We start from the raw sequence: 25137 nt of genomic DNA, 5'->3' as shown, positions 1-25137 counted from the left end.
TGGGCGCTGTCGCGCCGCGAGACGAGGTTTCCCGCACGAGACGGGCGCTGCCACCGCCGGTCTCATGCTGCAGACCTCGTTTCGTCGCCGATTCGCGCGAGCGGCCCTCGTCGCGTAAACTTTTCCGCGGTGACGTGTCCGAGCGGCCGAAGGTGCAACACTCGAAATGTTGTGTAGGTTCACCCCTACCGTGGGTTCAAATCCCACCGTCACCGCCAGAACGAAGGCCCCGACTCCCCTAGGAAACACTGGGAAGTCGGGGCCTTCGTCATTGCAGGAAATGGGCCCGTGCCCACATTTTGCCCACATCTGAAACAAAGGACTTGGCGAGGAACGTTCACATTCGCAGGTCGGAGGAGCGCCCGGGTTGCGGGGACGGCCAGGGGCCGGTTTCCATCGATTGCGAGCGCGCTCGGTCCAGGGCCTCCGAGACGGCATCGAGGTCATCGTCGAACAGGTCGCTGTATGTGTCCAAGGTCATCGCGGCGCTAGCGTGTCCCAGCATCCGCTGAACCGCCTTTACATTTGCGCCCGCGCTGATCGCCAGTGAGGCAGCGGTGTGACGTAGATCGTGCGGGCTCACGTAGGGAAATGAACGATCCTCGGCCATCGTGCGCTTCACGGCGGCGGCGAACCATCCTGACTTCGAATTCGGCAACCGCATGGGCTCCGCGCCATCACCGAAGAGGAACTCATCCGGCCTGCGGAGCCTGGCGATCGTCCGAAGGTCGCGCGCGAGGAACCGAGGAACCGGCACGGATCGTGCATGGTGTGACTTCGGTGTGCCCATGTGGACTGTTCCGGAAACCATCACCGCGTTCTCAGAAACGAGAACCCTGCTTCGCACGGGGTCGAGATCGCGCACTCGAAGCGCGCTGGCTTCACCCCATCGAAGTCCCGTGTAGGCCAGGAAGAAGACCAGCATCGGATGAACTGACCGTTCGGCGAGCAGTGAGACCTGGTCATGGGACAAGTACGACTTCCGCTTCGGGTTCTTGCGCGGGAGTGTCATGTCTCGTATAGGATTCGCACCCAGCCGGCGGTCTCGAACTGCAGCATCAAAGATGCCCGCCAGGATCCCGTACGCCCGCAGCACGGTCGTAGCGCTACGAACCGCTGCCAACTCGGACACCCACGCCTGCACATCGGAATGGCGGACAGCCGAGATCTTCCACGAGCCCCATCGCGGAAGCACGTGTAGCCGCCACGCAGACTCCAGTGATCGGTATGAGGAGGGCTTCATCACCGCCTTGCGTGCGGTCAGCCAGTCATCGCCTAGCGTCGCCACCGTCACGCGAGCGTCGGAGGGGTTGATGAACTCGCCGCGTGCCTTCGCGATTTCAACGCTCGCGAGAAAGATCTCGGCGGCGCGGCGGGTCTTGAAGCCGCGCTTGTCGGTCTGCCTGTTGTCGGGAGTGCGGAACCGGACCCGGTAGCGCCGGCCCTCGTTGGTCTTGTACGGCGTGACGCTACCCATCGGCCTGGCGGCCGACGTTGTACGTCATGCCTTCCAGGCGTCCAGAGTCGCGGGCCTTCTTGATCCAGTCGGATGCGGTGCGGTGAGGGATATCGAGCTCGACCTGCACCGCCCGCACGGGCGGGGTGCCGGCAAGGGCGGCGGCACCGTAGATGATCTCCACGACTTCCATGCGCTCATCTTTCACGCCGCGTTTCACGGCGGCGGACGCCATCCATGACGGAATGATCCGTCCTTCGGTGGAGGTGAGGTCCGCGATGGTCGTCCAGTTCGAATCCGGTTCGTCGCCGAGGCGCACGGCAATGCAGTGCGGGACAGCTGCCTGCACGATCGCGGCGGATGCGGTGCGTCGCAGCGCCTGGTGGTCGAAGTTCGGACGGGTGGCGCGATTGAGGATCGTCGTGACGATGTAACGGCCCTCGCCCGTGTTGTAGTGCGCCTCGATCGTGGTCTCCACGCCGGCGACTTCGTCGATGACGGAGGCGGTGAACTCGGGCGCAATGCGCAGCGCGGACCCGACCGGCTGCGTGGCGGAGTGCCACGTCATTGCTGTGCCATCAGGATTCTTCACGTCGACCTTCACCCCCTCAGTTTGCCTTACCGCGCCAGAGATTCGCAGAAGCCTCTTGACTTAGTGTACGACTAAGCCGTCTACTTGTGTCAATACGCATTTTCGATACGCAAGAAGGGTGAGACGATGTCAACGGTGAACACCACTGAGTCGCCCGACGTTGGGCACGAGTTTGTGAAACCGCAGGAGGTGGCCCGTCTGATCCCGGGTCTCACGGTCAAGAAGCTCGCCGAGTGGCGGTACGAGCGGCGCGGCCCGGACTACTACAAGTTCGGCAGAGTGATCCTCTACGACGTGGAAGAGCTAAAGGCCTGGATCAACGCCTCCGCGATGTCTGCCGGTGATGGTCATGCTCGCTGACCTCGCTACCTCGTCGACCGCGGGGGGCGCTGGGCACATGAAGATCATCTCGGTCGTCAACCAGAAGGGCGGAATGGGGAAGACGACGATCACGATGCAGCTCGCCGCCGCGCTGTCGCGGCGCTACCGCGTACTCGTGGTCGATGTCGATCCGCAGCAGTCCACGGTGTGGTGGGCGGAGAACGCGCACCGGCATCTGCCGTTCGACTTCGCCGGTAGACAGCATCCGTCCGTGCTCGCACGCCTGTCGCACCTCGACGGCGACTACGACTTCGCAATCGTCGATACGCCCGGGAGCCTCGAGGACGCCCGCACCCTCGACGTCGTCGTGGGCGCGTCGGACTTCGTGATCGTGCCGCTCGCCCCCGAACCGCTCGCTGTCGAGCCCACGATGCGTACGATCCAGCGGTTCATCGAACCGCGCGGTGTCCGGTTCGCCGTGCTACTCAATCGAGTCGACCCGCGGGTGCATGGACAGTTGGAGGCGTGGCACGAGCTTCTCGATGGCACGCTCGGTGTGCCGCGCTTCGATGCCCATCTGCGACAGTACAAGGCGCAGGCGGACGCTCCTGTCCTGGGCAACTTGATCACAACGATCCGTGACAACCGCAGCACCCAGGGTGTGATCTGGGACCTCACGATGCTCGCGCTCGAGATGGTCGAGCAGCTCAGCCCGCGGCTGCAGGAAGCGTGGTGAACCATGGCGCACGTCGACCTCAACGACCGGCTTCGTGAAACGCGCGCGCGACTCGACCGGCAGCGTGCCAGCGCCGGCCAACCTCGTGCCAAGTACGCACGCCTCGAGCGCAAGGAGGCCCGAGTGCGCGAGGACCAGTGCGCCGAACTGACGAGCCTCGCACGCTCGCTCATGCGCGATCGCGTGTCGAGGCGGGAGCGCATCACCGAGAACACACTGATCCGCGTCGCCATCGATCTGCTCCTCGCGCACCGTGACCAGCTTCGCGGCTCTGACGAGGGTGAGCTCCGCCGTTCGATGATGCCCGAAGTTCCGGACTTCCGGAGTTCGGCGGTTGCGGAGTCCGGAACATCCGGCGTTCCGGACTCCCGAACAACGGATTCCCCAGACTTCCGAAGTTCGGGCGTCGCAAACTCGCTGACTTTCGGACCTCGGAACTACGAGCGTCCGGAACCTACCGAGTCCCGACGCGGGAGGCGATCATGACGCAGGTCACCGTGTACTCGACCGGGCCGACGTGCCAGCGCTGCCGGCTCACGTGCGAGCGGCTCGACGCGCTCGGCATCCGGTACGACCTCGTGGACATCCACGACGAGCACAACGCCGCAGTCCGCAGGTTCCTGGTGGACGAGCTCGGATATCGTGAAGCGCCGATCGTCCAGGCAGGGGACTCGCGATGGGCCGGCTTCCGGCCGGATCTCATCGACGGCGTCGCTCGCGGGCTGGGCATCTCGTAGGTCCGAGACGATACCGAGAGGTGGGCAGCCCCGCCGGCTGCAAGAGGGTAGTGGACGGCACCCCGCTCCGTGCCGCGCTTTCGCGGCATATCCTCCCTCGCTGCGCTCGGTCCGGTATTCCACGACGCGGCACTGCGCAGCGCACCGTCCACTAGGAGTCGGCAGCTATCCGGCCGGAGCAGCAGTGCGGGCAGCTCAGCGCAAGATCGACGTCCCCGGTGCAGATGGGGTGACGATCGGGGCTGCGATGTCAGGCGAGTCGTGACGGTCAGCGCGCTGCTTGAGCGCTGCGAGTCTCGATCGCAGGGCAACAAGTTGGATGGGCACGACCTCGGAGTCCGGTGGAAGCGGCAGATCGGGCACCACCTTCCGGATCGCCATCTCGTGGAGCTCGATGATCGACTCGACCGCGGCGTCAGGAATCGAGCGCAACGATTGCGCGTACACCGTCATGTGGCGCAACTCACTCAGCCACTGTGTTGCTTCGAGGGCGGACATCGTCTCAGAGCATGACGCGCGAAACGCAGCAGACGCGCCGGCCATCGCCGTGGGGTCGGCGCGGTGAGCATCGAGCACGGTCTGCCCTCGCCGCCCGATCACCGATACGCGTTGGACGGCCGAGTCAGCCACGGATGCCAAAACGAGCGCATCGACATCGGCAAGGCGTAGCTCATTCTCCGCAGGGGTGACGAACCGCGACTGTCGACGCTGCTGCATCTGACGCAGGCCTCGCGACGTCGCCGACAACAGGCTCTCCTCGCTGCGGGTGGCGGCGACAACGACGTGCACTTGATAGTTGGAGGCCGCGAAGCGACGTGCCACAGCAAGTGCAGTGCTCGGTGAACGGAACGCGCCCTCGAGAAGCAACGAATAACGGTTCTCGCGCGCATGAGCGATGCTCGCTTGCAGCCAGGAGGCCGCGGCCTCAGACAGTTCGTTCTGGCCGACCGCTGAAGCACGGAAAGGCGGCTCGAGATAGCGCGGATGAAACGCTTGAAGATCCTCGCTCAAGATCGGAACGAGATCGCCGCCATGCATTCGTCGGATCAGCGCGATCGCTCGTCCGGCCCCCGCACCCGATGCTCCGGAAAGCAGGACCAACGCGGGGTGCGGAGCGGACTGTGCGCCGCTGAACACCGATCGCAGGACGAGCGCCTCGAGGTCTGCGGCCGACGTCTCTGCAGAGTCAGCCACGAGCAGGCCCGGCGTTGTGGATCGCGTTGAGTTTCGCGACGACCTCGTCGCGATCGAATCCGTTCACGTCGTAAAGCTCGGAGCGAGCCTGCGCGATCCGATCTGCGACGCTCGCGTCATGACCTTCGCTAGACGCGAGGAGCCCGGCTAAGGCTACGCGTACCTCGTCGCGCAGCGCGTCATAAAGCACCGCATCGTTCACTCGCCACGGCGAAGGGCGCTGGGACATGTTGACTCCTTGCCGAGAGCTTACCAACGGTGCTGGGCGCAGGACCGGCCCGAGAAGTTGCCGTGTCAGAGGCGCCCCGTACGATCGCCGTGGGCCGGGAAAGGGGACCGGTGTGGGATCGAGTAAGCGTCTCGCGGAACTGTACGACAGGTACGCGGCTGAGAAGAACCTTGCCAGGTTGATGAAGGAAGCGCCCCTCCAATCGCTCACCTCCCGAGAGCTGGAACTGGACCGACTGCCGGTGACGATCTACCCGCGCCCACGAGGATGTCAGGCCTGGGTGCGGATCGGGCCGCACGCCGTCCGTGTTTCGGCCAGGGTCGTGCGGTCGACCCCGCGTGCGGCCGGGATTGAGTTTGTCGTCGAGGAACGGACAGTACGGTGCTGGGTCTGGGGTTCGGCCGTCGACGTGGAAGCAGCGGACGAGGACGCGTAAGGTCACAATTATGGGCGCACCATCTGAGTGGATCGCCGCGCGCGGACTCTGGCCAGTGAGCGCCGATCCAAGCGAACTCGTGGTTCCCGACCACGTGCTGAACGACGTGGAGCTCTCGCTCGCAGCCAAGGGACTATTCGCGCTACTCGTCGCGTCTCAAGGGCAGCCCATCGACCCGTTTGACGACGCGCTCGAAGACACAGCCGACATCTCGGCGGCGATTGATGAGCTTCTCGAGGCGGGACTGGCCGTCCGCGTCGCGAAGTGAGCGTGGCGGTGGCCGAAGTAGCCAGCGGCACAAGCGTTCTCGTGCCGATATGGATGCCCCGCATCGTCGCCCCCGAGGCCAACGCCCTCCTACTCAAGCATCCACACCCCGCCTTGGTCCCGATACCTATGTCGAGACGTGCCGCGGCAGCTGGCAGCACTCCAGTGACGGTTGCAAAGACCAGCTCGCGGGCAGGATCCGGCATGGGCGTCGAGACGGCTAAGCGTCGGTGTTCGCGGCAGGCCCTCGGCGGAGCTCATCCAGGCCTACGAGATTGCGCAACTCGATGCTCAGAAGCAGACTGCCGGTGCGCAGGAAGTCTGTTGACGTGACTGGTCTATTCAGACGGACTGCGCATTGTTCCGCTGCGTACCCCGCAAGTCGATTCGTATCCGGGCAATGCCCGTTGGCGGAGCCTGGTGGACACCGAGAGCGGCAGGGCAAGAGTGACGCTGCGGAAAGCGCGCACGGCGCATCGGGATTGGCGATACTGTGCGCGTGTGAGCGAGATTGTCATACACCCTGTTTCCGATTCGACAGAGCTAGACGCGCTCCTTAGGCGGGCTCACGCCGGCGACGAATTCACGTTCGCCGCGAGAGCCGGCGCGGCGGGATTCTCGGGGCGGAGGCTTTGCCTTGTGTCTTTGCCAGCCGGCCGCGCGTGGATGTCGGATTATCTCGGCGACACGTACGACTGGCCGAGTTCGATCGTTGCGATCGCTGTAGCTACCACGGGGCGCCGCATCACCACCGTCGATACGCAGATCCGGCTCGGGCCGATCCTCGCCCTCGCTGAACCCATTGACGAAGACGGGCTAGTTGCGAATCTCCCCCTGTCTCGAAGCCAACTCGACACTGTTGCGGAGGCGATCGATCGCGGTCGGCGGCTGCCACCCGTGACGTCGCGGCGCATCGTCGATGCACTTGAGGGTCTCGCTGGGACCGACGGTCCGGCCGTTCGCGCAATGTTGTCGCAACTGACCGGAACTGTGATTGAGCGCGGTCGTCGGGGGAGCGTCCTGCAACAGGAGCGGGACGCTGTGATGCTTGCGGGGGAGATCTTCGGAGCTCGCGAGGCATTCCGACCAGCGCTCAGGAGCATGGAGGCTGGCCAGGGAGGTCGCGCGCCGTTCCTTGCGCGGGTCACTACCGCACATCAGTTGGAGGACCACGTCATCAATTCCGACGCGCGCAACTTCCTGGACTGGACTCGCGAGGAGGAGATCGCGGCAGCCGCACTAACGTTTCGACAAGGAGATCGCGCCCTCACAATCATCAACGCGAACAAGGCCCCCCTTGAGCGACTGACTGGCGCAGACCTCATCTACTTCAACCACCCGACCGGATCCTTCGTCCTGGTTCAATACAAGATGATGGAGGCAGGTTCTGACGGATGGACCTATCGTCCCGACCGCCAGTTCGATGCGGAACGACAGCGGCTCGGGTCGGTCCAGGCGGCCCATGACCGAGCGCGTACATCCTCGATCGACGTCACGAACTACCGATTCTCAGAGTCCGTTGCTTATTTTAAGTTTTGCAAGCGGAATGGCGCGTTCAGCTCAGATGAAACACGACTCATGCCCGGCTACTACGTCACTGACGAGTTCCTCGGACTCTATCTGGATGAATTTCGGACCCCACGCGGCGCACGCCTGGTTACCGAAGCGCATCTGGCAGACCGAGCCCTGTACGGAGCTGGCTTCGCCCGAATGGTCGCAGCTGGCCTAGTCGGAACCCGAGCGTCAACCAGCGAAGAGATCAACCGGGTGGTCGCCGAGTCGCTGAGTGGGAATCGAGCCGTGGTGTTCGCATTCGAAGGTCCATCGCGTGAGCGCTCTAGGGGAACCGATGATGAAGAGACAGAAGCTGAGCTCATCGATCCGGATCCCGAAGTTCTCCGGGGCACACTTGGTCTGTAGGCGGTGAAGCACCCCAAACGAGCAAGAGCGCTCGCTCGATCCTCAAACGGGCGACGCACGCTAGAAAGGTGTGCGGCGTGCGCGAGACGGTCGAAGGTCATAGCCCTGACCACAACGAGCGCCCTCACGTCACATCGTGTCTTGGAGAAGAGACGTGTTTCAAGCAGCTCGGCTGGTCAATGCCTCCCTCCGCTTACACCTCATCTCTAGACTGTGGCGGTGACCAGCATTGCTTCAGTCGTCTACGTGATGATCGCCTCCCCATCCGATGTGCCAGAGGCGAGGGACGCCGTTTACGAAGCGATCGGCCGCTGGAACGAAGCGAATACGAGAGAGCGCGGTGTCGTCCTCGTGCCACTCCGCTGGGAGACAGGAGCGGTGCCTCTGTTAGGCAATCACCCGCAGGCCATCATCAACAACCAACTCGTGGAGCGCGCCGACGTCGTGGTCGCCATATTCGGAAGTCGACTTGGTAGTGCCACGCCAGCAGCGATCTCCGGGACCGCAGAGGAGATCGAGCGCGCTGTGAGCGCCGGCAAGCCGGTGCATCTCTACTTCTCATCAGCTCCTCGACCGAACGACGTGGATCCTCAGCAGCTCGCTGCCCTCCACGACTTTCGATCAAGGCTGGAGCAGGACGGATTGCTCGGCACATTTGCCAGCCCGACTGAGCTCACCGCTCACGTGTGGCAGGCGATCGAGCATGACATCACTCAGTTTCGCTCCGATGGCCGGCTTGCGCCCGTCGGCACCCCAACGGCTACGGCACCACCTCAGTTAAGCGGTGATTCGTCTTTGGCGCCTAGTAGGGCGGGCGCGGACCTCTTGGTGCAGGGTGGATCGGAGCGCGAGCAAGTATCCGATGCGAAGGGTCGACTCCGTAGTCGCCTCCATCGCTGGGTGGACATCGTCAACCGGGGCAGCGATGACGCGAGCGACGTATCTCTGGTGCCCGTTGGTCAGGGCGTGTTCCTCTACGACGACGATAGATCTCGGACTGTTCACAGCGGCCAAGCACAGCGAATTCCGTACGAACTGTCGCTAGCAGCTGGGGGCCGCCAGGCCTTCACAGTGCGATGGGCTGATTCGACTGGCGCGCATGAGAAGACATTCGACGTTTAGTGCGGGTCGGTCCCTATCGGGAAGCGCCTCGCCGTCGATCGACGAGCACTTCGTCACCATCTCCGAACGTTCAGCAGTCCCTAATCCGCCAGGATGTCGCGCAGAGAATCGCCAACTGAGTGTCGGTGGACAGCAGGTAGGACGGCTTCCTGAAGTGCTCGCGTGAGGACTGGCTCGCTCGGAACTACGTGGTGCAGCGCCTGTGCGAGCGCCGTGGCGACGCCCGGCTGTTCTAGCGCGAGAAGAATCGTTGCGCCGACATCAGGGTCGGTCGCACTCTCGGCTAGTGACCGTACGGCCTGACCAGCCCCTGCGAGCGTGACGGTCAGATTCGCCATTAAGGGCGCGGTGGCAACCTCCGCTTCGAATTCGTCCCAATCAAGCGGCGTCTGCCGACGGATGTCCGTCGGACGTGGCAGTACGGCCGCAAGTCCCCGAGCCCGAAGCCCGGCACCGGTCTCGTCGCAGAGGGCGTGGATCATGTCCTTGAAGCGCCAAGCATTGTCGTTGCCGGTGCCCGACGCGGCCATGGCATCGCGAATACCGTCCGCGACCAACGCCGAATTTCTGTCGTCCGCGTCCGCGAACTGGATCATGATGCGGCAGTTCTCTGGGAACTCAGATGTGGCCGGCGCTTGGAGTACTCTCACACCTTGTCGCATGAGCCTGGCTCTCCATTTCGGGCTAGATCTGGCCATTCCGTCATCGATCACATCCAAGGCCAGCCGCGGCCCGACGGGGAAGAGAGCAGCGAGCCGGTTCACTGCGTTGTCGTCGAGCGACTCGATGAGTTCTATCACCGCACTCTGGAGATGCGGCTGTGGAGTTGCAAAGAGTCTGCCCGCAGCGAACAGCCACGTATTGCGCCAGTGGGGACTGGGGGCGCACACGCGGAGTGCTTGGACGGTGGACTCGAGCGGACCTGACGTCAGTAACATCGCTGCCATGAGCTCCTGAAGGGACCGTACGTCGTATCCGTAGCCTGCTTCTCGACGAGGGACGATCAAGACGAGTCGGTGGGTGACCGCTTCCAGAATGCGTCGTAGAAGATCGCTATCTCGGCCGGAGGGTTGGAACTCGTGCTCTAGCAGCAGGTTCCATGCGATCGCTTTCAGCTCGTCGAACGACAACACGGCTAGCGAGCGATCTGCGTTCTCGCTTCGGACCTGCAGTTCAAATCCCACCCGCTCGTGGAGGCGGTGCACAAGCGACGCATGGTCGCGAAGTAGATGACTGTGGCCGCCGACCTTGCCCTTCTCTCGTTGCGCGACAGTCTCGTAGTAGCCCGAGAACAGGCTGAAACGATCGGGAGCTAGGGGGCCCGATCCTTCGATAATGATCGCGAGGATTAGAACTTGGAGTGGTGTGCGGAACAAGTACTTGAGCGACTCGTCCTTGGCGGCAATTCGGAGCTGTCGAATCACCCGATCTAGACGATCTGGGTCGGCTTGCAGGCGGACTCGACTGGCAAGGATTCCGTACTTCAATGCCTCCTTTCGCGGAAGGTCCGCGAGATCGACCCGGCCGAAGTGCCCAGGAGCAATGTTCTCGGTGAACCCGAGCGGACGAGTGGTGAGGACGACGAAGACGTCAGACTTGGTAGCTTCGGCCTCGTCTACAAATTCTGTTATCTGCTCGATCAGGCGCTTTCGTACCGATAGCTCAGTGACCTCGTCCAGCCCGTCGAGGATGAGGATGCATGGCCACTGTCTCATCCAGGAGTCGAGAACGCTAGGCGATATCTGGCCGGCGTTCAGTCTCTTCGAGATGGTCTTGGCTATCCACTTGAGCAGGGTGGCTTCGTTATCGAGTCCACCTTGTTGCGCGTACTCCGCGAGATCGATCCGCATCGGCCACCTTCGATGGAGCGGGAGGCCACCGCGGCCCATCCTGATGAGAGCTGCTCGAGTCCCCTCGACCACCGCTCGCTGCCCCTCGCTTAGGTCATCTGCGCCGTCAAGCATTGCGGCGCGATACGCCTGAACAAGGAACTTTGAGATCGTCGTCTTGCCGTTGCCTGGGGCGCCAGCCAGAATGATGCTTCTGGGTTGAGAGACGGTTGTGATCCCGGGCCGAAGAACGTGCTCCGCCCGGTCCAACACGTAGTGGACAACCGTCGATCGGGTCGTGGTGCCGGTTTCCACGATTGGGAGATCGATAGCAAGGTTGTGCACAGCATAGGAGCGGAGATCCCCGCTCCCGGCCTCGTCGAAGTAGATCAGGCCGTCACCCCCGGTGAGACTCGACCGTGCGTGCGTGCGCAGAGCCGGCTCTAGTTCCTCGACCTGAAGCCTGTCGGTGAACTGGCCAAGGTGGGCAAAGACATCGGCGGCAGTAAGGAATGCGGGGAATCCTCGCCGCACGTCGCTCTTGGTGAGCAGCAGCGTCCCAACCTGGGTTCCGTCCCAGATTCGCCAGTTGTTAATTCTCGAGAGGCGACTCAACTTCTCGCGGCGAAGCTCGCCAGCGGCGTCGTTGACGTCTCGGCTCGCGTCATCAAGCTTTTCGATGAACCGCGCAATATTCGCGAGTACTGAATCATGGCCGCCGACCCCCGGAAACGCCGAGAGCCGGACGTTAGTGATGAACAGCATGTTGGCGGGAACTTCCACGCGGTCCCCATTGGGGTCCGCCCACGACTCGAGTTCTGATCGAATCTGACCCCACAGCCAACTGGCGTTGTCCTCGGGGCGGTCTGAGGGAAACTGGCGGTGCTTGACCTGGATCACCGAATACCCATCCCACACCTCGGTGCTCGGGTCCTGCCCAGGGAAGGTGACGGTCGACCAGGGCATGCGGCCTCGGTAATAAAGATCGCGGCCGCCATCACGTCCCGCGCCCATGACCTGCACGCCTGGCCCGAAACACGAAAGCGCAATAGCCCCGGCGAGGTCCTGGAAGCCGGTCGGACCGAGCTGCTGTAGATCTAGTGTCATCTCATGCCCCCTTACGACCCTATCTACGTCGCTGAGGGGCCAGGGTCGAGCCACGCGGCCCGCGGCCTTCGAGTGGCATGGATCGGTCGTCTGGATAGGTTCAGTTCATGACACTCGTCCTGCGTCGCGTCGATGGCCAAAGATGCGCGATGCGAACGCTCGAGCGCGCTGGAACGACGCCCCGAAAAGCCCACTGACGAGACGAAGCGAAAAGGGCGATGCACGCAGGCACTTTCTGTGAATCATCTGGCGTGTTAGGCAAACTCGGCGTACTCTGATGGCGTGCGAGGAGGACTCGAGCGCTGGAAACGTGGCGTCGGCTCGCGAGGGGTCGGTCAGGCGATGGACTACGCCTTGCGTGGCACGTGCGATTCCCATCTCCGATCGGCGGGTGCGGTGGCACTCGATGCCTACAGCGGCGTCAGCGATGCCACCGTCACCCGGTTCACCGCCGAACCTGGAGTCCTCGAGCGCGACGAACTGGGTGCCGAGCAGCTGGCGCGGTGGGTCGACGGCTGTGACCCGGCGTCGGGGGAGCGGCGCGGACGTCAACTGGACTCCCCGCACGCCGACCTGGTGCTGGACAGCACGGTCAATGCGCCGAAATCGTTCAGCATTGCCGCGCTGATTCATCCAGAGCTGGCCGACGAGTTCGAGGCGCTGCAGGATCGGCTCCGGGATCGGATCATCTCGACATGGCAAGTGGAACTCAACGCACGACGGGGCGCTGGCGGGCGTGTCCGGGAGCGGCTGGCGCGGGTCGAGGTCGTGGAGTTGCAGCATCGCCGGTCGCGGGCGTTGGATCCGCACATCCATCGTCATCTGTGGCTGGGGGTGAAGGTCCGCGGCGTCGACGGGAAGTGGTCGAACGTCGACTCGCGGGTCGCGATGCGAGTGCAGAACCTCGTCAACGCAGAAGGGGACCTCGCCGCGCGCACCGACCCGGCATGGGTGGCCGCGCTCGCCCGACACGGGTATTCACTAGACCAAGACGGCGAGATCGCCCAGCTTGCGCATGCGGTGCGGCCGTTGTCGCGGCGCTCGAACCAGATAGAGGCAAACCGTGCCGTGCAGCTGGCGCAGTGGCGCACGGCCCACCCGGGGGAAGAGCCGAGTCCTGACATGTTGCAGAGAATCGACCGGTACGCGTGGGCCGCGGGCCGACCGGACAAGCCGCACAACCTTGACGAGGACGACTGGACCCAGCTTGTCATCGACGAGCTCGTACGCCTCGACCCGCATGTGCTCGACCGTCATGTGCCCGTGTTCGTGCCGCACAACATCCCGGAGGCCGTCGACAGAGGGCTGCTTGCTCGACGTGCGGTGGCTGATGCGGACGAACGATCGAAGTCGAGCAACGGCCGCTTCAGCATTCTCGATATCCGGGCCGGCGCCACACGGGCGGTCGCAGCATCGGGCGTCACCGGTGACCGAGGGACTCTGCAGTCCCTCATTGATGACGTCGCATGGCGGGCGCTCGCGCACACCCGGGATCTGCTCCCTGACGAGTCGGCCAAGCCCGCCCATGTGAAGGCTCTCGTCACGAACCTGTTCGCAACGTTGAAGACCGAACTAGGCGAACGACTCACGAGCCTCAGCGTCGAAGGCGGGAGCGTCCCAGGCGATCTACGCCATTGGGATCCCGCTCACCCGCTGCTGCAGGGGAGCGGACTGGACCCCACCCAGTCCGCCGCGGCGACGGCCGTTGCCAGCACCCATCGACTGGTCACGGTGACGGGACCGGCCGGCACTGGGAAGACGACTCTGCTGCGTGCGGCGCGCACCGTGCTGGAAGCAGAAGGCCGGGACATGCTGATCGTCGCTCCGACTCGGAAGGCGGCTGCGGTCGCCAGTCGTGAGGTCCGCACGGCCGGAACGAGTGTTCATGCGTTGCTCGCCGACCACGGCTGGCGGTGGCGCAAAGACGACGCCGGGGCAGACATCTGGTGGCGGCTGAATCCCGGTCAGCGCGACCCGACGACCGGCGCGATCTTCCGAGGCCCACAACACCTTTCCCTGGACCCCCATGTGCGCATCGTCGTGGACGAGGCCGGGATGCTCGACTTGCACGCCGCCCACGCGCTCACGACGCTCGTCCTGGAGACCGGTGCCGGCATCGCCCTTGTCGGAGATCCGCACCAAGCCGCCCCAGTCGGGCACGCCGGCGCGATGGCCCTCGCCGAGCGTCGCGCCGGCAGGAGCGTGGAACTCTCTGGCGTGCACCGATTCGAGGACCCCATGTATGCCGCCTTGACGTTGTGTCTGCGGTCTCCTAGGTCTTCGGAGGATGCGGCGAACATCGCTGCCGAGTTGCTGCGGACGGGGCATGTTCGACGAGTCGATGATGCATTGGCCGCGCGCGACGCGCTCGTCGACCGATACTTCATGCGGCAGAGACACTCTCGAACGGTCGCGATTGTCACCGCGACGAACGAAGAAGCAGCCGACGTCAACGAGGCGATCCAAGAACAACGACTCGCACGTGGTGAGATCGGCCTCGAGCGGATCGCGGTGGGGAGTGACGAGCAGCGCATCCTCGAGGGAGACGTGGTCCAAACCCGCCGTAACGACCGCCTCGCCGGGATTGAGAACCGGGCCATGTGGATCGTCAGACGCATCGGGCCCGCTGCCCTTGAACTCCAGCGAGCGGACGACGCATCCGACATCCGCACGGTCACACGCGAATACGCCGCGGAACACGTTCACCTCGCCTATGCGACCACGGTGCACGGCATCCAGGGCGAGACCACCGACGCCGCTCTCGTCGGGCCAGGAGTCGACGCATCCGGACTGTATGTGGGCCTGACTCGTGGGCGTCGCCACAATGAAGCCATCGTGATTGCCGCAACGGACGCCGCAGCCCGCGCGGGCGTGGCCGAGGAGATGCTGCGTGGCCTACCCGAACCGGATCTTGACGACGCCGCCCACGCTGCTCACCACGACCTCGCCCGCGCGGCCCGCGACGCCGACATCGACATCGACGCCGACACCGCGGCAGACGACCACACGCGCACCCTGGGCGCGCCTCGCGGAGAGGCAGCGGGGGAGGGAAGCTACCGCCGGCTGACGGCGCAGGTGGCGGCCTGGATCCTCGCCGCCAGGACGGCCTTGCTCCAGGCGGCTGTCGCGGCCGCCGCCAACGACGCCCTTTTCCACGCCCGGCCCGGGCGCGACGATATCCCTCGTCACGCCGAGCTCCCGCCGCAATCGCGGCAGGAGCTGGAGGAGCGACTGCACCAATACGAGCGTCTCGCAGCGGATCTCGAGCACGGGCGCGACGTGCCTCCGCTGGACCGCAGGCGTGACGAACGAGACGACTCACGACTCGCGCCCGCCGCCCCGTACGCGGCATCGATGGAAAGAGGAATCTGATGAAACTGGACGACGCAGACCTGCTCCTGCAGAGAGTCGCAACCATCGCGATCATGTACTACCCGGGGCTCCCCGCCGATGCCCCGGAGTACAAGCTCGACGACGACATCGACTGGTGCCTCGACGAGACCTCGCCTGGCGACGCCTCCGCCGAACTCCGAGATCTCATCGGCCGCACCGTCGTGGATCCAACAGCCCACCGCGAAGCGTTGACCGCGCTGGTCTACTCCAAGGTCCCGGACGCGGATAACCCGGACTGATGCACCATGGCCGCGAAGAGCGAAGAAGCGATCGCTCGGGCGAGAGCTCGGGCTAAGGCGTGGCGAGAAGCCAATTCTGAGCGGGTGGCCGCATGGGGCAAACAATATCGCGAAGCACACGCCGAGAAGATCGATGAGCAGAGACGGGCATGGCGGTACGCCAACCGAGAACAGATCGCGCGTAACCGAAAAGAAACCCGGGAAGCGAATCCCGAACGCGATCGCGAGGCACAGCGTCGTGCCCGAGAGCGCCGACGCTCGCGCGAACTCCGGCGCCTCGCGCACAACGCGCACAGCCGGCTCATGCGGGAGAGAGATCCGGAGGCGGCCCGCGAGCGCAGTCGGCGTTTCCGGGAGGAGTACCCGGACAAAGTTCGTGAGTATCAGCGTCGATACCGTGAACGACACCCAGAGCGCGCACGGCAGAACCAAGCGGCGGCAGCCCAACGGTACCGTGACGCGAACGCCGAAGCGATCCGTGAACGCCAACGATCCGCCGCAGTAGAGCGTCGGCAACAGCGACCCGACGCATATCGCCGGTGGTATGAGCGCCACCTGGAGGAGCAACGCGCCCGCGGCCGGGAAGCATCCCGACTGCGCAGCCGACTCAAGAGAGCAGGGCTTCCGCCCCGCAGCATCCATCGCGTGTACGCGGCCGATCGGCGGGCCAACGACGCTGCAGCCGACACGTACTTTCGGCGAGAACGCTCCGTTGAGGAACTTGCCGTGATCGCTACGGAGCTCGAGCAGAAAGGACACCTGCGCATTCCGCGCGCAGTCAGAGAGCTGCGACGCGACCTGATGAACGGTCCGCTACCCGCCGCGCACTACCTGCAACAGTCGGTGGAGAACCGAGATCCTCAAGACGAGTCAGCCGAGCTCACGTCGCAGCGGTATCTGACCGCATTGAAGCGGATGCGGAAACGGGAACTTGAGGCGCTGCGAAAACAACACGAGCAAGATCTCCAGAACGTCCACGCGCAGCGTCCGCAGATTTACGAGCACCTGAAGCTGCGGCGACGTGCAGCACTCAGAGAAGAGATCCAAATGGATTCGATCGCCAGGGTGGCCCAAGGGCTCAAACCGTATGACATCGACCAAGAACTGCGAGTGCGACTGGAGAAGGAGGTCACGCCCGTCGTCAATGCGAAACTCACCGAAGTGAAGGAGCATACGCTGCAACGGGTCGACGAGATACTCGCACGCTACGGGGAGGTTGCGGACCCGGCCGCGCCTTACCGGGCGCCGGGGGCGACACCAACCTCTGGACCTGGCCTGCGCTGACGCCGATAGGTTTCGATGCTTGGTACAGAAAGGCTGCATCTCCCGTATGTCCTGATGGCCGTTAGTCTGAAGCGCATGGGACTGTTCCGAAACGACCCACAGCGAGTACGACTCGAGTCGCAGGATGTCGAACTGAAAGCGACTCGGGCGCCGTGGAGCCTTTGGACCGACAGTTTCGGCAAGCTCGCCATTCGCGCGATCCAGATCATCGTCGTGGTCATCGTCGCAGTCGCGATCATCTTTGCGTTTCAGCAGCTTACGCTCGTCACGATTCCTCTCATGATCGCGCTGATCTTGGCGTGCGCATTCAATCCCGTGATGAGTTGGATGCGACAGCGCGGGGTGCCGTCGCTCCTGGCGACGGTGACCACGCTTCTCGGGATTCTCGTGATCTTGGGGGCGCTTGGTTGGCTGATTGTGTGGGCGGTTCGGGATCAGTGGGACGAGCTGTACTCCCAGGCGGAGGAAGGCTTCCAGCATCTACTCGCTTGGCTGCAGACTCTGCCGATCGATTTCCTCCAGCCCGACCAGATCGACGAGTGGGTCGACACGCTCGTCGGGTTCCTGACCAGCGCTCAGTTCGGCTCAGGTGCCATCGCCGGTGTCGGTGCAGTCGCCAGCTTCGTCACCGGCCTCGTGCTGATGGTGACGGTCCTGTTCTTCTTCCTGAAGGACGGACCGCAGATGTGGGAGTTCCTGCTGCGCCCGTTCCACGGTCAGAACTACGTGCGAGCCCGCCGCGTAGGGGACAAGACCGTGAGCACCCTCGGCTCTTACGTCCGCGGCACCGCAACCGTCGCGGCAGTCGATGCCGTCGGGATCCTCATCGGCCTGCTCATCCTGCAGGTTCCCCTCGCCATCCCTCTCGCTGTTCTGGTCTTCCTCCTCGCGTTCATCCCCATCGTCGGTGCGACCGTCGCCGGAATCCTCGCCGCGCTCGTAGCGCTGGTGGCCAATGGCTGGGTGAACGCCCTCATCGTGGTCGGCATCGTCGTTCTCGTCAATCAGCTGGAGGGCAATTTCCTACAGCCCTTCCTGATGGGACGATCGATGCGGCTGCACGCGTTTGTGATTCTCGTCGCGCTGACAGTCGGAACAGTGCTCGGCGGAATCGTGGGGGCCGTTCTCGCCGTGCCGATCACCGCCGCCCTGTGGGGCGTGATCAAGGTCTGGGACGGACCGCAGCTCCCCGCACGCTGGGCTCGGCCGAAACAACCTGCAAACAGCTGAAGCGGAGACTGACCCCAACTTCTCGCCAGACTTGAGGTGGGAAGGCCTCGGGGCCTGGCATGCGCTGACGCCGACAGGTTTCGATGCTCGAAGGACCGAACCTGTGGCCTGAAGTCACGGCGTTGGCGGCGCGAGTACTTGTCACGTCTGCGAACGTGTCCCGGTGAGCCTACGGAGCGCGGATCCACGTTGCCCATGACGCGATGCAGATCAAGAGCTCCCATTGCCAAGCCGTGGTCGATCTTGCCGACGAGGATCACGAATGCCGCCTTCAGGAATCTCACGCTCGTACTCGTGCCAGCTCGGCCCAGTGCGTCGTCGCGCGCGGCGTCAGCATCCCCCGCTTCATCTGCCAGGACGGCCCGGGCCGGAACCCGCCGTAGCCGAGCCCCAGTGCATCCTTGCCGGCCTTCTTCTGCACGCCGTCGACGAGCGCCGCTATCCCGGCGTCCTCGTGTGGCTGTCGAAACGGCTCCAGCGGCAGATGCACGCCGGCCGGTAGGAGATCCGTGAGCATGAGTCCAGCGCGCGCGTAGCGCGTGCCGTCCTCGATCTGGTTGAGCAGTTGATGAGCTGCGCGCGTCAGCTCGACAGGATCGGCCGTGGGGAACGGGAGGCGGACCCGCACGCTCGGATAGTGCTTCTGCTCGGTCCAGTGGCTCGTGCCCGCGAAGGCGTCGACGCTGCGGGCGACCTGCGAGTGCCGTACCAGGCGCGCGGCGGCCTGCTGTGCATAGACCGATAGTGCCTGACGGATGCCGTCTCGTGTCGTGACTTTCTCCGAGAACGATCGCGACACGATGAGCTGATCCTTCTTGCCCGTTCGATCCTCTTCCGGGCCGATGCATGCGACTCCGCGCAGCTCCAGGGCCGTGCGCATCACCACGACGTTGAACCATTTCCGCACCTGTACCGGATCGACCGTCGCCAGGTCCCAGATCGAGCGGACCCCGTACCCGTTCAGCCGCCGCTCCAGGCGGCCGGCGATGCCCCAGACCTCCGAGACAGGCAACGCCTCCATGAGCCGCTGTCGCCAGTCCGGTCGGGTCGCCGGCCAGACGCACACGCCGTCGAACACATCGATCTTCTTGGCCGTCCGATTCGCGAGCTTCGCCAGCGTGCGCGTCGGCGCGATCCCGACGCACACCGGTACGCCGATGAGGCGGCGCAGCGTGTCTCTGATATCGCGGCCGACGCGCGTCATGGCCTCCACGTCCGCCGCGGTGCGACGATCCACCGACAGGAATGCTTCGTCGATCGAGTACACGTCCAGCTCGTGCGTGAATCGGTCCAGGACCTCTACTGGTAGCGCCGACTGTTGCTGAGTTGCGTATTCAGCGGCTTCCGACTCTTCTCCCAATGAATGGTGGGGAACTGATCACCAATGATTGATCAGCGCTTGCTGTATAGTTCAGTACATGCTGACTATTGCTTCGCGCCTCGACGTCATGAACCGGCTCGGCCGGGCCATGGCGGACCCGACGCGCTCCCGGATCTTGATGACTCTGCTGAACGCCCCGAGCTATCCGGCCGTGCTCTCGCGCGAGCTGGAGCTGACCCGCTCGAACGTCTCGAACCACCTGACGTGCCTGCGTGACTGCGGGATCGTGGTCGCCGAGCCTGAGGGTCGCCAGACGCGCTACGAGATCGCTGACCCGCATCTTGCGGCTGCGCTCGTCGCGCTCGTGGATGTGACGCTGGCGGTCGATGAGCACGCGCCGTGTGTGGACTCGTCGTGCACGGTGCCGGGCTGCTGCGGTACAGGGGCGGACGCGTGAGTGCGGCGTGTGGCTGCGAGCACGAGCCTGCCGTTGCGGCGGATGAGCCCGAAGAGGTGGAGCGGCCCTGGTGGAAGGACCGCGGGATCATGGTGCCGGTCTTCTCCGGTGTCGCGTTCCTGACAGGTCTGGTCTTCGAGTGGTCCGTTCTCGAGATCCCGGCGCTCATGCTGTTCTGGGCCGGCCTGTTGCTGGGCGCGTCGACGTTCACGCCCGGCGCGATTCGCAAGCTGTTCAAGGGCAAACTCGGCATCGGGCTGCTGATGACGATCAGCGCGATCGGCGCGGTCATCCTCGGCTACGTCGAAGAGGCCGCGGCGCTGGCGTTCCTGTACTCAATCGCAGAGGCCCTCGAGGACAAGGCGATGGACCGCGCCCGTGGCGGACTGCGGGCGCTGCTGAAGCTCGTGCCGGAGACGGCGACAGTGCTGCGCGACGGGGTGTCCGTGCAGGTTCAGGCGAAAGAGCTGACGGTCGGCCAGGTCATGGTGGTCCGTCCGGGTGAGCGGATCGCGACCGACGGGATCGTCCGGGCGGGGCGTTCCAGCCTGGACACCTCGGCGATCACCGGAGAGTCGATCCCGGTTGAGGTCGAGCCCGGCGCTGCGGTGTCGGCCGGCGCGATCAACAGCGCCGGCGCGCTGGAGGTCGAGACGACCGCGGCGGGCACCGACAACTCGCTCACCACGATCGTCGAGCTGGTGGAGCAGGCGCAGACCGAGAAGGGCGAGCGGGCGCGTCTCGCCGACCGGATCGCGCGGCCGCTGGTCCCGGGTGTGCTGATCCTCGCCGCCCTCGTCGCGATCATCGGGTCGCTGCTGGGCGACCCGGAGGTATGGATCACCCGCGCGCTCGTCGTGCTGGTCGCCGCCTCTCCGTGCGCGCTGGCGATCTCTGTGCCGCTGACGGTCGTCGCCGCGATCGGCGCGGCGAGCAAGTTCGGCGTGATCATCAAATCCGGCGCGGTGTTCGAGCGCTTCGGAACGGTCCGGCACGTCGCGGTCGACAAGACCGGCACCCTCACCCGCAACGAGCCCGCGGTCACCGCCGTCCTCACCGCGGACGGCGTGACCGAGACGCAGGCACTGGCCTGGGCGGCGGCGCTGGAGCAGCACAGCACGCACCCCCTCGCCTCCGCGATCACCGCCGCCGCCCCGGGCGTTCCCGCGGCCGCGGACGTGACCGAGCAGGCCGGACACGGCATCGAAGGCACCGTCGACGGCGTGACGATCACCGTCGGCAGCCCCCGCTGGCTCGACGCCGGCGAGCTCGGCGACCGGGTCGCGCTTCTTGAGGAACAGGGCATGACCGTCGTGATCGTCCACCGCGGTGGAGTGGCGGTCGCCGCGATCGGTGTCCGCGACGAGCTGCGCCCCGAAGTCCCCGAAGTCGTCCGCACGCTCGCGGATCAGGGTATCGGCGTGACGATGCTCACCGGGGACAACGCCCGCACTGCGCGTGCGCTGGCTGCGCAGGCGGGGATCGGTGACGTGCGCGCGGAGCTGCGTCCCGAGGACAAGGCGGCCGCGATCGGCGAGTTGTCGAAGGCGGGATCGGTCGCGATGATCGGCGACGGCATCAACGACGCCCCGGCCCTGGCGTCCGCGGACATCGGCATCGCGATGGGGGCGACCGGCTCCGATGCAGCGATCGAGTCCGCGGACGTGGCCTTCACCGGCCATGACCTGCGTCTCATCCCGCGGGCGTTCGACCACGCCCGGCGGGGCCGGCGGATCATCAACCAGAACATCATCCTGTCGCTGCTGATCATCACCGCACTGCTCCCGCTGGCGCTGTTCGGTGTGCTGGGACTTGCGGCTGTCGTCCTGGTCCACGAGGTCGCGGAGGTCATCGTGATCCTCAACGGCCTGCGCGCCGCACGCACCCGCACACCACGGTTGGCGAGCTGATGCTCGCGACCATCGGCTCAGCGATCGGCCTGTTCGCTGCGACCAACATCGACGACATCGTCGTGCTCACGGTGCTGTTCCTTGCCTCCAGCCGGGGGAAGCCACGGCCGTGGCAGATCATTGCTGGCCAGTATCTCGGGTTCATCACCCTCGTCGTGATCAGCGTGATCGCCGCGCTCGGTCTCACGATCGTCCCGGACGAATGGGTGGGCTTCCTCGGTCTCATCCCGCTCGGCATCGGCATCTGGACCCTAGTGCGCGGCCTGCGCCGCAACGGCGACGATGATGACGACGACGACGACAAGATCAGCGCAGTAGGCCTGTGGGGCGTCGCGGGGATCACGATCGCCAACGGGGCGGACAACATCTCCCTCTACACGCCGATCTTCCGCACCAGCACTCCCGGCGACGTCGTGATCATGATCGTCGTGTTCCTGATCCTCGTCGCCGTCTGGTGTGCCGCCGGACGCCTGATCGGCACGCACAAGGCGGTCACCGAGACGCTCGAGCGCGTCGAGCACTGGCTCGTCCCGGTCGTGTTCATCGGCCTGGGCCTGTTCATCCTGATCGAGTCCGGCGTCATCGTCCGTCTCTTCGAGGTCCTCGCATGACTCCGGACACGAACGCAGACGTTGAGTCGGCATCGGAACAGCGGCCGCAGAGGGGGCGCTGGCGGCTCACTGCCTGGGCACTCCTGATCGCCGTGGTCGTCGTCTTCATCGATCAGGGGACGAAGGCATGGGCCGAGGCCACTCTGTCGGAGCACGAGCGCATCCCGCTGATCGGCGACCTGCTCGGCCTGCAACTCGCCTACAACCCCGGCGCGGCATTCTCCTTCGGCGAGGGCTCCACCTGGGTGTTCGCTCTCATCGCCGTCGCGGCCACGTTCACCGCGATCGTGTTCGCCTTCCGAGTCCGACGCCCCGGATGGGCGATCGTGATCGGTGCGCTCGGCGGGGCCGCAGCCTCGCACGCCGGCGACCGGCTTTTCCGCCAACCAGGATTCGCGCAGGGGCACGTCGTGGACTTCCTCGCCTACGGCAACTGGTTCATCGGGAACGTCGCCGACATCGTCATCGTCATCGCCGCGATCGCCGGAGCGCTCCTGATGCTCCGCAGCGCCGAGAACTGAGAGGACCAACCATGGAGATCACCCTGCAGTACTTCGACGGCTGCCCCAACTGGGAGGCGCTCGACCAGCGGCTCGCTCAGGTCGTCGATGGCCGATCAGATGTCCGGATCACGCATCAGCGAGTCGAGACCGCTGAGGACGCGGTGCGACTTGGGTTCCACGGGTCCCCGACCGTGCTCGTCGACGGTGTGGACCCCTTCGCTGACGAGCACGCCACTGTCGGGCTCGCTTGCAGGGTGTTCCGCACCCCAGCGGGGCTCGCCGGGTCGCCAACCGTCGACCAGCTGCGTGTAGCGATATCGGGCCAAGGCTCCGAGGTGTGATGCTCGGTCAGGCATGGGTGGAACGGAGTGCCGGATAGTCGGACCACTCACCGCCGGCGAGACGCGACCATGCGGCAGCGGACGCGGTCGTGATGCCGAGGAGATCCGAGACGATCCGGGGATGCATTTGCCGGGTGAGCTCGATGAGCGCTGTTGTGCGGGCGCTTCCGGTGAGCAGGCCTTCGGCGCGAAGACGGCGGCTCAGCGGGCCTGGGGTGAGGTGTTTGCCAGGGTTCCGACCGGGGAAGAGCCATCCCTCGGGATGCCTCGCGGATGCGGCGACGAGGTTGACCATCGCATTCCCGAGGATTTCAGGGAGTTCGATCGGCTCGGCCCCGACGGTGAGCGTTACGGGCCGCGAGTTCGTATCGACCTGTGCCCGTGTGATCGTGACGATGCGGGTCAGCTGGATCCCGTAGAGCAGCACGAGGAGGCCCGCGGCTCGGGTCTTCGGGTCCATGTCGGCAGCGGAGAGGAACCTGCGGGCCATTTGCCATCGGTGGTCGGAGGCGTAGTCTCGGCCTTCGAGACGATGGGATCGGAACTCGACCCGAACGGTGCTCAGCCGGTGCTTTCGCAGCCAGCGAGTGAATGGTGCCAGCGCGTCGCGTTGGCTCGGCGAATCGGTCAGATACGCGTCAAGTCGGCGCTGCGGGAAGGTCGCCAACGTCTCCTGCTGCGACCGGATCTCTCGAAGGAACGCGGCGCAGTACTTCAGCGCAGCCCGTTGCCTCAGGAAGCCGGAAGCAGGGCTGGACGCGCTGCGCAGGGTGGGGTTCCACTCCTTGCTGTCCTTGCTGGCCTTGGCTGGACCCGCGTGAACGACACCCTCGGACCCGTCATCCGCGATACAGACGGACGTGTTTTCACACTCGCCACTCTCCCCGACATGCTCGACGTGAATCCGTTTCCTTCTCTGCTCGGGACGAGGGTGGAAGGCGAGTAGCGCAAAGCACGTTAGTCGTCGACGTTGGCCCACAGGTCGTGGTTATTCCCGATCGCCTCGGACAAATCGCGTGACGAACGCTACCGGCGTGGTCGGTAGCCATCTGCCGGCCGCGATCGTTTACGGCGCGATCTAGCGCCTGGCCTAGGAGTTCCCGCCACAAACGTTCGCCGCAACCGCCAAACGGCAAGGGTTTTCGGCTGATCTCGGACTGTCCCGCTCATCTCTCCGCCCGCTCGGGGTATGAGGCGACGTTGGTAGGCAACTCGGACGTTTACCAGGCGTAGACATTCTCGGAGATCTTGACCGCCCCTTCCGGTGCTTGAACACCGTCGGTCACGACTTGGTACTTGCCTGCCAGACCGTTGACCCCGACCGTGCCGCCACCGCAGCCCACCACCCACTCGTCCTCGCCTGCGTCCGCGACAAGACAAACGGTTGAGTTTTCGAGTCCCTGAGCGAGCCAGAGCGAAGTGCCCTCATGCTCCCCGATGTAGCGACTCGTCGATACATCGACCTCGTCATACGCATAGTCCGTGAGTTCCGGCAGCTCATCGCGGTATTCTCTTTCCCTTTGAAGATCCGAGAAACCGACCAGGTCAGTACTGCAGCCAGAGAGAAGCGTGGTCGACGCGAGAACCAAAGCTGTCGCAGAAGCGTAACGGAGGCGAGACATGGCCTCCATCTTGGCTCACCACAACCAAGAGCACCACCGGTCGACCGCCAAGCAGCCGAAAACGATCGTTTACGGCGCGGTCCAGATACCGGGCTCGGAACGGCTGCCGTAAACGCTCGTCATAACCACCAAACGGCAGGGGCTTTCGGCTGACCCCGCGGAGACGCACCAGTCCGTTCCGCGAACTGCGCGGGGACGGCACCCGTCGTGTAGCCCATGGGATTCGGCTGCGGACGCTCGGTCTTCGGTCCCGCGGGTTCGCTGAGCACGGCGGCCGTAC

23 protein-coding genes and 1 tRNA gene are annotated in these 25137 nt (G+C 64.8%); 16 read left to right on the top strand and 8 right to left on the bottom strand.

The features are described from left to right. Window positions 1-128: 128 nt before the first annotated feature. Window positions 129-218, top strand: a tRNA-Ser gene (locus MAE01_RS09270). A 119-nt stretch (window positions 219-337) separates the two neighbouring features. Here the strand turns inward: MAE01_RS09270 and MAE01_RS09265 are convergent. Both MAE01_RS09265 and MAE01_RS09260 read right to left on the bottom strand, forming a co-directional pair. Next, window positions 338-1477, bottom strand: a complete 1140-nt coding sequence (locus tag MAE01_RS09265) for a tyrosine-type recombinase/integrase (protein WP_147039266.1) — start codon at window positions 1475-1477, stop codon at window positions 338-340. Further along, window positions 1470-2048, bottom strand: a complete 579-nt coding sequence (locus MAE01_RS09260) for a hypothetical protein (RefSeq protein WP_229718090.1) — start codon at window positions 2046-2048, stop codon at window positions 1470-1472. Before MAE01_RS09260 ends, MAE01_RS09265 begins: the two co-directional genes overlap by 8 nt. A gap of 126 nt (window positions 2049-2174) precedes the next feature. Between MAE01_RS09260 and MAE01_RS09255 the strand changes: the two genes are divergently transcribed. The 3 genes from MAE01_RS09255 (at window position 2175) to MAE01_RS09240 (ending at window position 3842) form a co-directional block, all read left to right on the top strand. Next, a complete protein-coding gene (locus tag MAE01_RS09255) occupies window positions 2175-2408 on the top strand; it encodes a helix-turn-helix domain-containing protein (RefSeq protein ID WP_147039265.1) in 234 nt (77 codons plus the stop codon). A 37-nt stretch (window positions 2409-2445) separates the two neighbouring features. Beyond that, window positions 2446-3105 carry an AAA family ATPase gene (locus MAE01_RS09250; protein ID WP_186806192.1) on the top strand — a complete coding sequence of 220 codons (660 nt, stop codon included), beginning with the start codon at window positions 2446-2448 and terminating at the stop codon, window positions 3103-3105. 482 nt (window positions 3106-3587) lie between these two features. Next, complete coding sequence (locus MAE01_RS09240) at window positions 3588-3842, top strand: glutaredoxin family protein (RefSeq protein ID WP_147039262.1); 255 nt, start codon at window positions 3588-3590, stop codon at window positions 3840-3842. 195 nt (window positions 3843-4037) lie between these two features. Here the strand turns inward: MAE01_RS09240 and MAE01_RS09235 are convergent, their stop codons facing one another. Both MAE01_RS09235 and MAE01_RS09230 read right to left on the bottom strand, forming a co-directional pair. After that, window positions 4038-5036: a zeta toxin family protein gene (locus MAE01_RS09235; RefSeq protein ID WP_186806191.1), complete on the bottom strand. Its 999-nt coding sequence runs from the start codon at window positions 5034-5036 to the stop codon at window positions 4038-4040. After that, complete coding sequence (locus MAE01_RS09230; RefSeq protein WP_186806190.1) at window positions 5029-5238, bottom strand: hypothetical protein; 210 nt, start codon at window positions 5236-5238, stop codon at window positions 5029-5031. Before MAE01_RS09230 ends, MAE01_RS09235 begins: the two co-directional genes overlap by 8 nt. 473 nt (window positions 5239-5711) lie before the next feature. Here MAE01_RS09230 and MAE01_RS09220 point away from each other — a divergent pair, with 473 nt between their 5' ends. The 3 genes from MAE01_RS09220 to MAE01_RS09210 all read left to right on the top strand — a co-directional run bounded on the left by MAE01_RS09220 (window position 5712) and on the right by MAE01_RS09210 (window position 9010). Continuing rightward, on the top strand, window positions 5712-5969 hold the full coding sequence (locus tag MAE01_RS09220) for a hypothetical protein (protein ID WP_147039259.1): 258 nt from the start codon (window positions 5712-5714) through the stop codon (window positions 5967-5969). Window positions 5970-6469: 500 nt separating this feature from the next. Further along, the gene (locus tag MAE01_RS09215) at window positions 6470-7888 is read left to right on the top strand and encodes a hypothetical protein (RefSeq protein WP_147039258.1); all 1419 of its coding nucleotides are present in this window, start codon (window positions 6470-6472) and stop codon (window positions 7886-7888) included. A gap of 219 nt (window positions 7889-8107) precedes the next feature. Further along, window positions 8108-9010, top strand: a complete 903-nt coding sequence (locus MAE01_RS09210; protein WP_147039257.1) for a DUF4062 domain-containing protein — start codon at window positions 8108-8110, stop codon at window positions 9008-9010. An 80-nt stretch (window positions 9011-9090) separates the two neighbouring features. Here MAE01_RS09210 and MAE01_RS09205 read toward each other — a convergent pair whose 3' ends face one another. Further along, window positions 9091-11805, bottom strand: coding sequence for an NACHT domain-containing protein (locus tag MAE01_RS09205; protein WP_186806189.1), 2715 nt, complete (start codon window positions 11803-11805; stop codon window positions 9091-9093). A gap of 537 nt (window positions 11806-12342) precedes the next feature. Here MAE01_RS09205 and MAE01_RS09200 point away from each other — a divergent pair. The 4 genes from MAE01_RS09200 (at window position 12343) to MAE01_RS09185 (ending at window position 18092) form a co-directional block, all read left to right on the top strand. Then, complete coding sequence (locus tag MAE01_RS09200) at window positions 12343-15318, top strand: AAA family ATPase (protein WP_229718089.1); 2976 nt, start codon at window positions 12343-12345, stop codon at window positions 15316-15318. Further along, entirely contained in the window at window positions 15318-15578 is a 261-nt protein-coding gene (locus MAE01_RS09195; RefSeq protein ID WP_147039255.1) for a hypothetical protein, read from the top strand. The genes MAE01_RS09200 and MAE01_RS09195 overlap by 1 nt, the downstream gene beginning before the upstream one ends. Window positions 15579-15584: 6 nt before the next feature. Further along, window positions 15585-16862, top strand: a complete 1278-nt coding sequence (locus MAE01_RS09190) for a hypothetical protein (protein ID WP_147039254.1) — start codon at window positions 15585-15587, stop codon at window positions 16860-16862. Between the two features lie 75 nt (window positions 16863-16937). Beyond that, window positions 16938-18092, top strand: a complete 1155-nt coding sequence (locus MAE01_RS09185) for an AI-2E family transporter (RefSeq protein WP_147039253.1) — start codon at window positions 16938-16940, stop codon at window positions 18090-18092. A 280-nt stretch (window positions 18093-18372) separates the two neighbouring features. Here MAE01_RS09185 and MAE01_RS09180 read toward each other — a convergent pair whose 3' ends face one another. Then, window positions 18373-19452: a DinB/UmuC family translesion DNA polymerase gene (locus tag MAE01_RS09180; protein ID WP_147039252.1), complete on the bottom strand. Its 1080-nt coding sequence runs from the start codon at window positions 19450-19452 to the stop codon at window positions 18373-18375. 58 nt (window positions 19453-19510) lie between these two features. Between MAE01_RS09180 and cmtR the strand changes: the two genes are divergently transcribed. Genes cmtR through MAE01_RS09155 form a run of 5 tightly spaced genes read left to right on the top strand, consistent with a single transcriptional unit; the run spans window position 19511 to window position 23235 of the window. Then, window positions 19511-19870 (top strand): Cd(II)/Pb(II)-sensing metalloregulatory transcriptional regulator CmtR, encoded by a 360-nt coding sequence (gene cmtR, locus MAE01_RS09175; protein ID WP_036297877.1) that lies wholly within the window; start codon window positions 19511-19513, stop codon window positions 19868-19870. Next, window positions 19867-21780, top strand: a complete 1914-nt coding sequence (locus MAE01_RS09170; protein ID WP_147039251.1) for a heavy metal translocating P-type ATPase — start codon at window positions 19867-19869, stop codon at window positions 21778-21780. Before cmtR ends, MAE01_RS09170 begins: the two co-directional genes overlap by 4 nt. After that, the gene (locus MAE01_RS09165; RefSeq protein ID WP_147039250.1) at window positions 21780-22391 is read left to right on the top strand and encodes a cadmium resistance transporter; all 612 of its coding nucleotides are present in this window, start codon (window positions 21780-21782) and stop codon (window positions 22389-22391) included. Before MAE01_RS09170 ends, MAE01_RS09165 begins: the two co-directional genes overlap by 1 nt. Then, complete coding sequence (locus tag MAE01_RS09160; RefSeq protein ID WP_147039249.1) at window positions 22388-22912, top strand: signal peptidase II; 525 nt, start codon at window positions 22388-22390, stop codon at window positions 22910-22912. Before MAE01_RS09165 ends, MAE01_RS09160 begins: the two co-directional genes overlap by 4 nt. Window positions 22913-22923: 11 nt before the next feature. After that, on the top strand, window positions 22924-23235 hold the full coding sequence (locus tag MAE01_RS09155) for a thioredoxin family protein (RefSeq protein WP_147039248.1): 312 nt from the start codon (window positions 22924-22926) through the stop codon (window positions 23233-23235). Window positions 23236-23242: 7 nt separating this feature from the next. On the opposite strand, the gene MAE01_RS16195 is transcribed toward MAE01_RS09155, so the two are convergent. After that, window positions 23243-23695 carry a hypothetical protein gene (locus MAE01_RS16195; RefSeq protein WP_229718087.1) on the bottom strand — a complete coding sequence of 151 codons (453 nt, stop codon included), beginning with the start codon at window positions 23693-23695 and terminating at the stop codon, window positions 23243-23245. Between the two features lie 760 nt (window positions 23696-24455). Next, window positions 24456-24857, bottom strand: coding sequence for a hypothetical protein (locus tag MAE01_RS09145; RefSeq protein ID WP_147039247.1), 402 nt, complete (start codon window positions 24855-24857; stop codon window positions 24456-24458). Window positions 24858-25137: the final 280 nt, after the last annotated feature.

Origin of the sequence: Microbacterium aerolatum (assembly GCF_007988825.1) — a bacterium.
Classification (GTDB): Bacteria; Actinomycetota; Actinomycetes; order Actinomycetales; family Microbacteriaceae; genus Microbacterium; species Microbacterium aerolatum.
Note: the sequence above shows the minus strand (reverse complement) of the source record. Positions and strands in the feature narration are given on the sequence as shown.

Excerpts from the sequence above, each read along its gene's own strand:
- MAE01_RS09265 (WP_147039266.1), bottom strand. The coding sequence starts at position 1,477 with ATGGGTAGCGTCACGCCGTACAAGACCAACGAGGGCCGGCGCTACCGG.
- cmtR (WP_036297877.1), top strand. The coding sequence starts at position 19,511 with ATGCTGACTATTGCTTCGCGCCTCGACGTCATGAACCGGCTCGGCCGG.
- MAE01_RS09250 (WP_186806192.1), top strand. The coding sequence starts at position 2,446 with ATGAAGATCATCTCGGTCGTCAACCAGAAGGGCGGAATGGGGAAGACG.
- MAE01_RS09190 (WP_147039254.1), top strand. The coding sequence starts at position 15,585 with ATGGCCGCGAAGAGCGAAGAAGCGATCGCTCGGGCGAGAGCTCGGGCT.
- MAE01_RS09220 (WP_147039259.1), top strand. The coding sequence starts at position 5,712 with ATGGGCGCACCATCTGAGTGGATCGCCGCGCGCGGACTCTGGCCAGTG.
- MAE01_RS09155 (WP_147039248.1), top strand. The coding sequence starts at position 22,924 with ATGGAGATCACCCTGCAGTACTTCGACGGCTGCCCCAACTGGGAGGCG.
- MAE01_RS09145 (WP_147039247.1), bottom strand. The coding sequence starts at position 24,857 with ATGTCTCGCCTCCGTTACGCTTCTGCGACAGCTTTGGTTCTCGCGTCG.
- MAE01_RS09240 (WP_147039262.1), top strand. The coding sequence starts at position 3,588 with ATGACGCAGGTCACCGTGTACTCGACCGGGCCGACGTGCCAGCGCTGC.
- MAE01_RS09205 (WP_186806189.1), bottom strand. The coding sequence starts at position 11,805 with ATGCCCTGGTCGACCGTCACCTTCCCTGGGCAGGACCCGAGCACCGAG.
- MAE01_RS09160 (WP_147039249.1), top strand. The coding sequence starts at position 22,388 with ATGACTCCGGACACGAACGCAGACGTTGAGTCGGCATCGGAACAGCGG.
- MAE01_RS09185 (WP_147039253.1), top strand. The coding sequence starts at position 16,938 with ATGGGACTGTTCCGAAACGACCCACAGCGAGTACGACTCGAGTCGCAG.
- MAE01_RS09195 (WP_147039255.1), top strand. The coding sequence starts at position 15,318 with ATGAAACTGGACGACGCAGACCTGCTCCTGCAGAGAGTCGCAACCATC.
- MAE01_RS16195 (WP_229718087.1), bottom strand. The coding sequence starts at position 23,695 with ATGGACCCGAAGACCCGAGCCGCGGGCCTCCTCGTGCTGCTCTACGGG.
- MAE01_RS09255 (WP_147039265.1), top strand. The coding sequence starts at position 2,175 with ATGTCAACGGTGAACACCACTGAGTCGCCCGACGTTGGGCACGAGTTT.
- MAE01_RS09165 (WP_147039250.1), top strand. The coding sequence starts at position 21,780 with ATGCTCGCGACCATCGGCTCAGCGATCGGCCTGTTCGCTGCGACCAAC.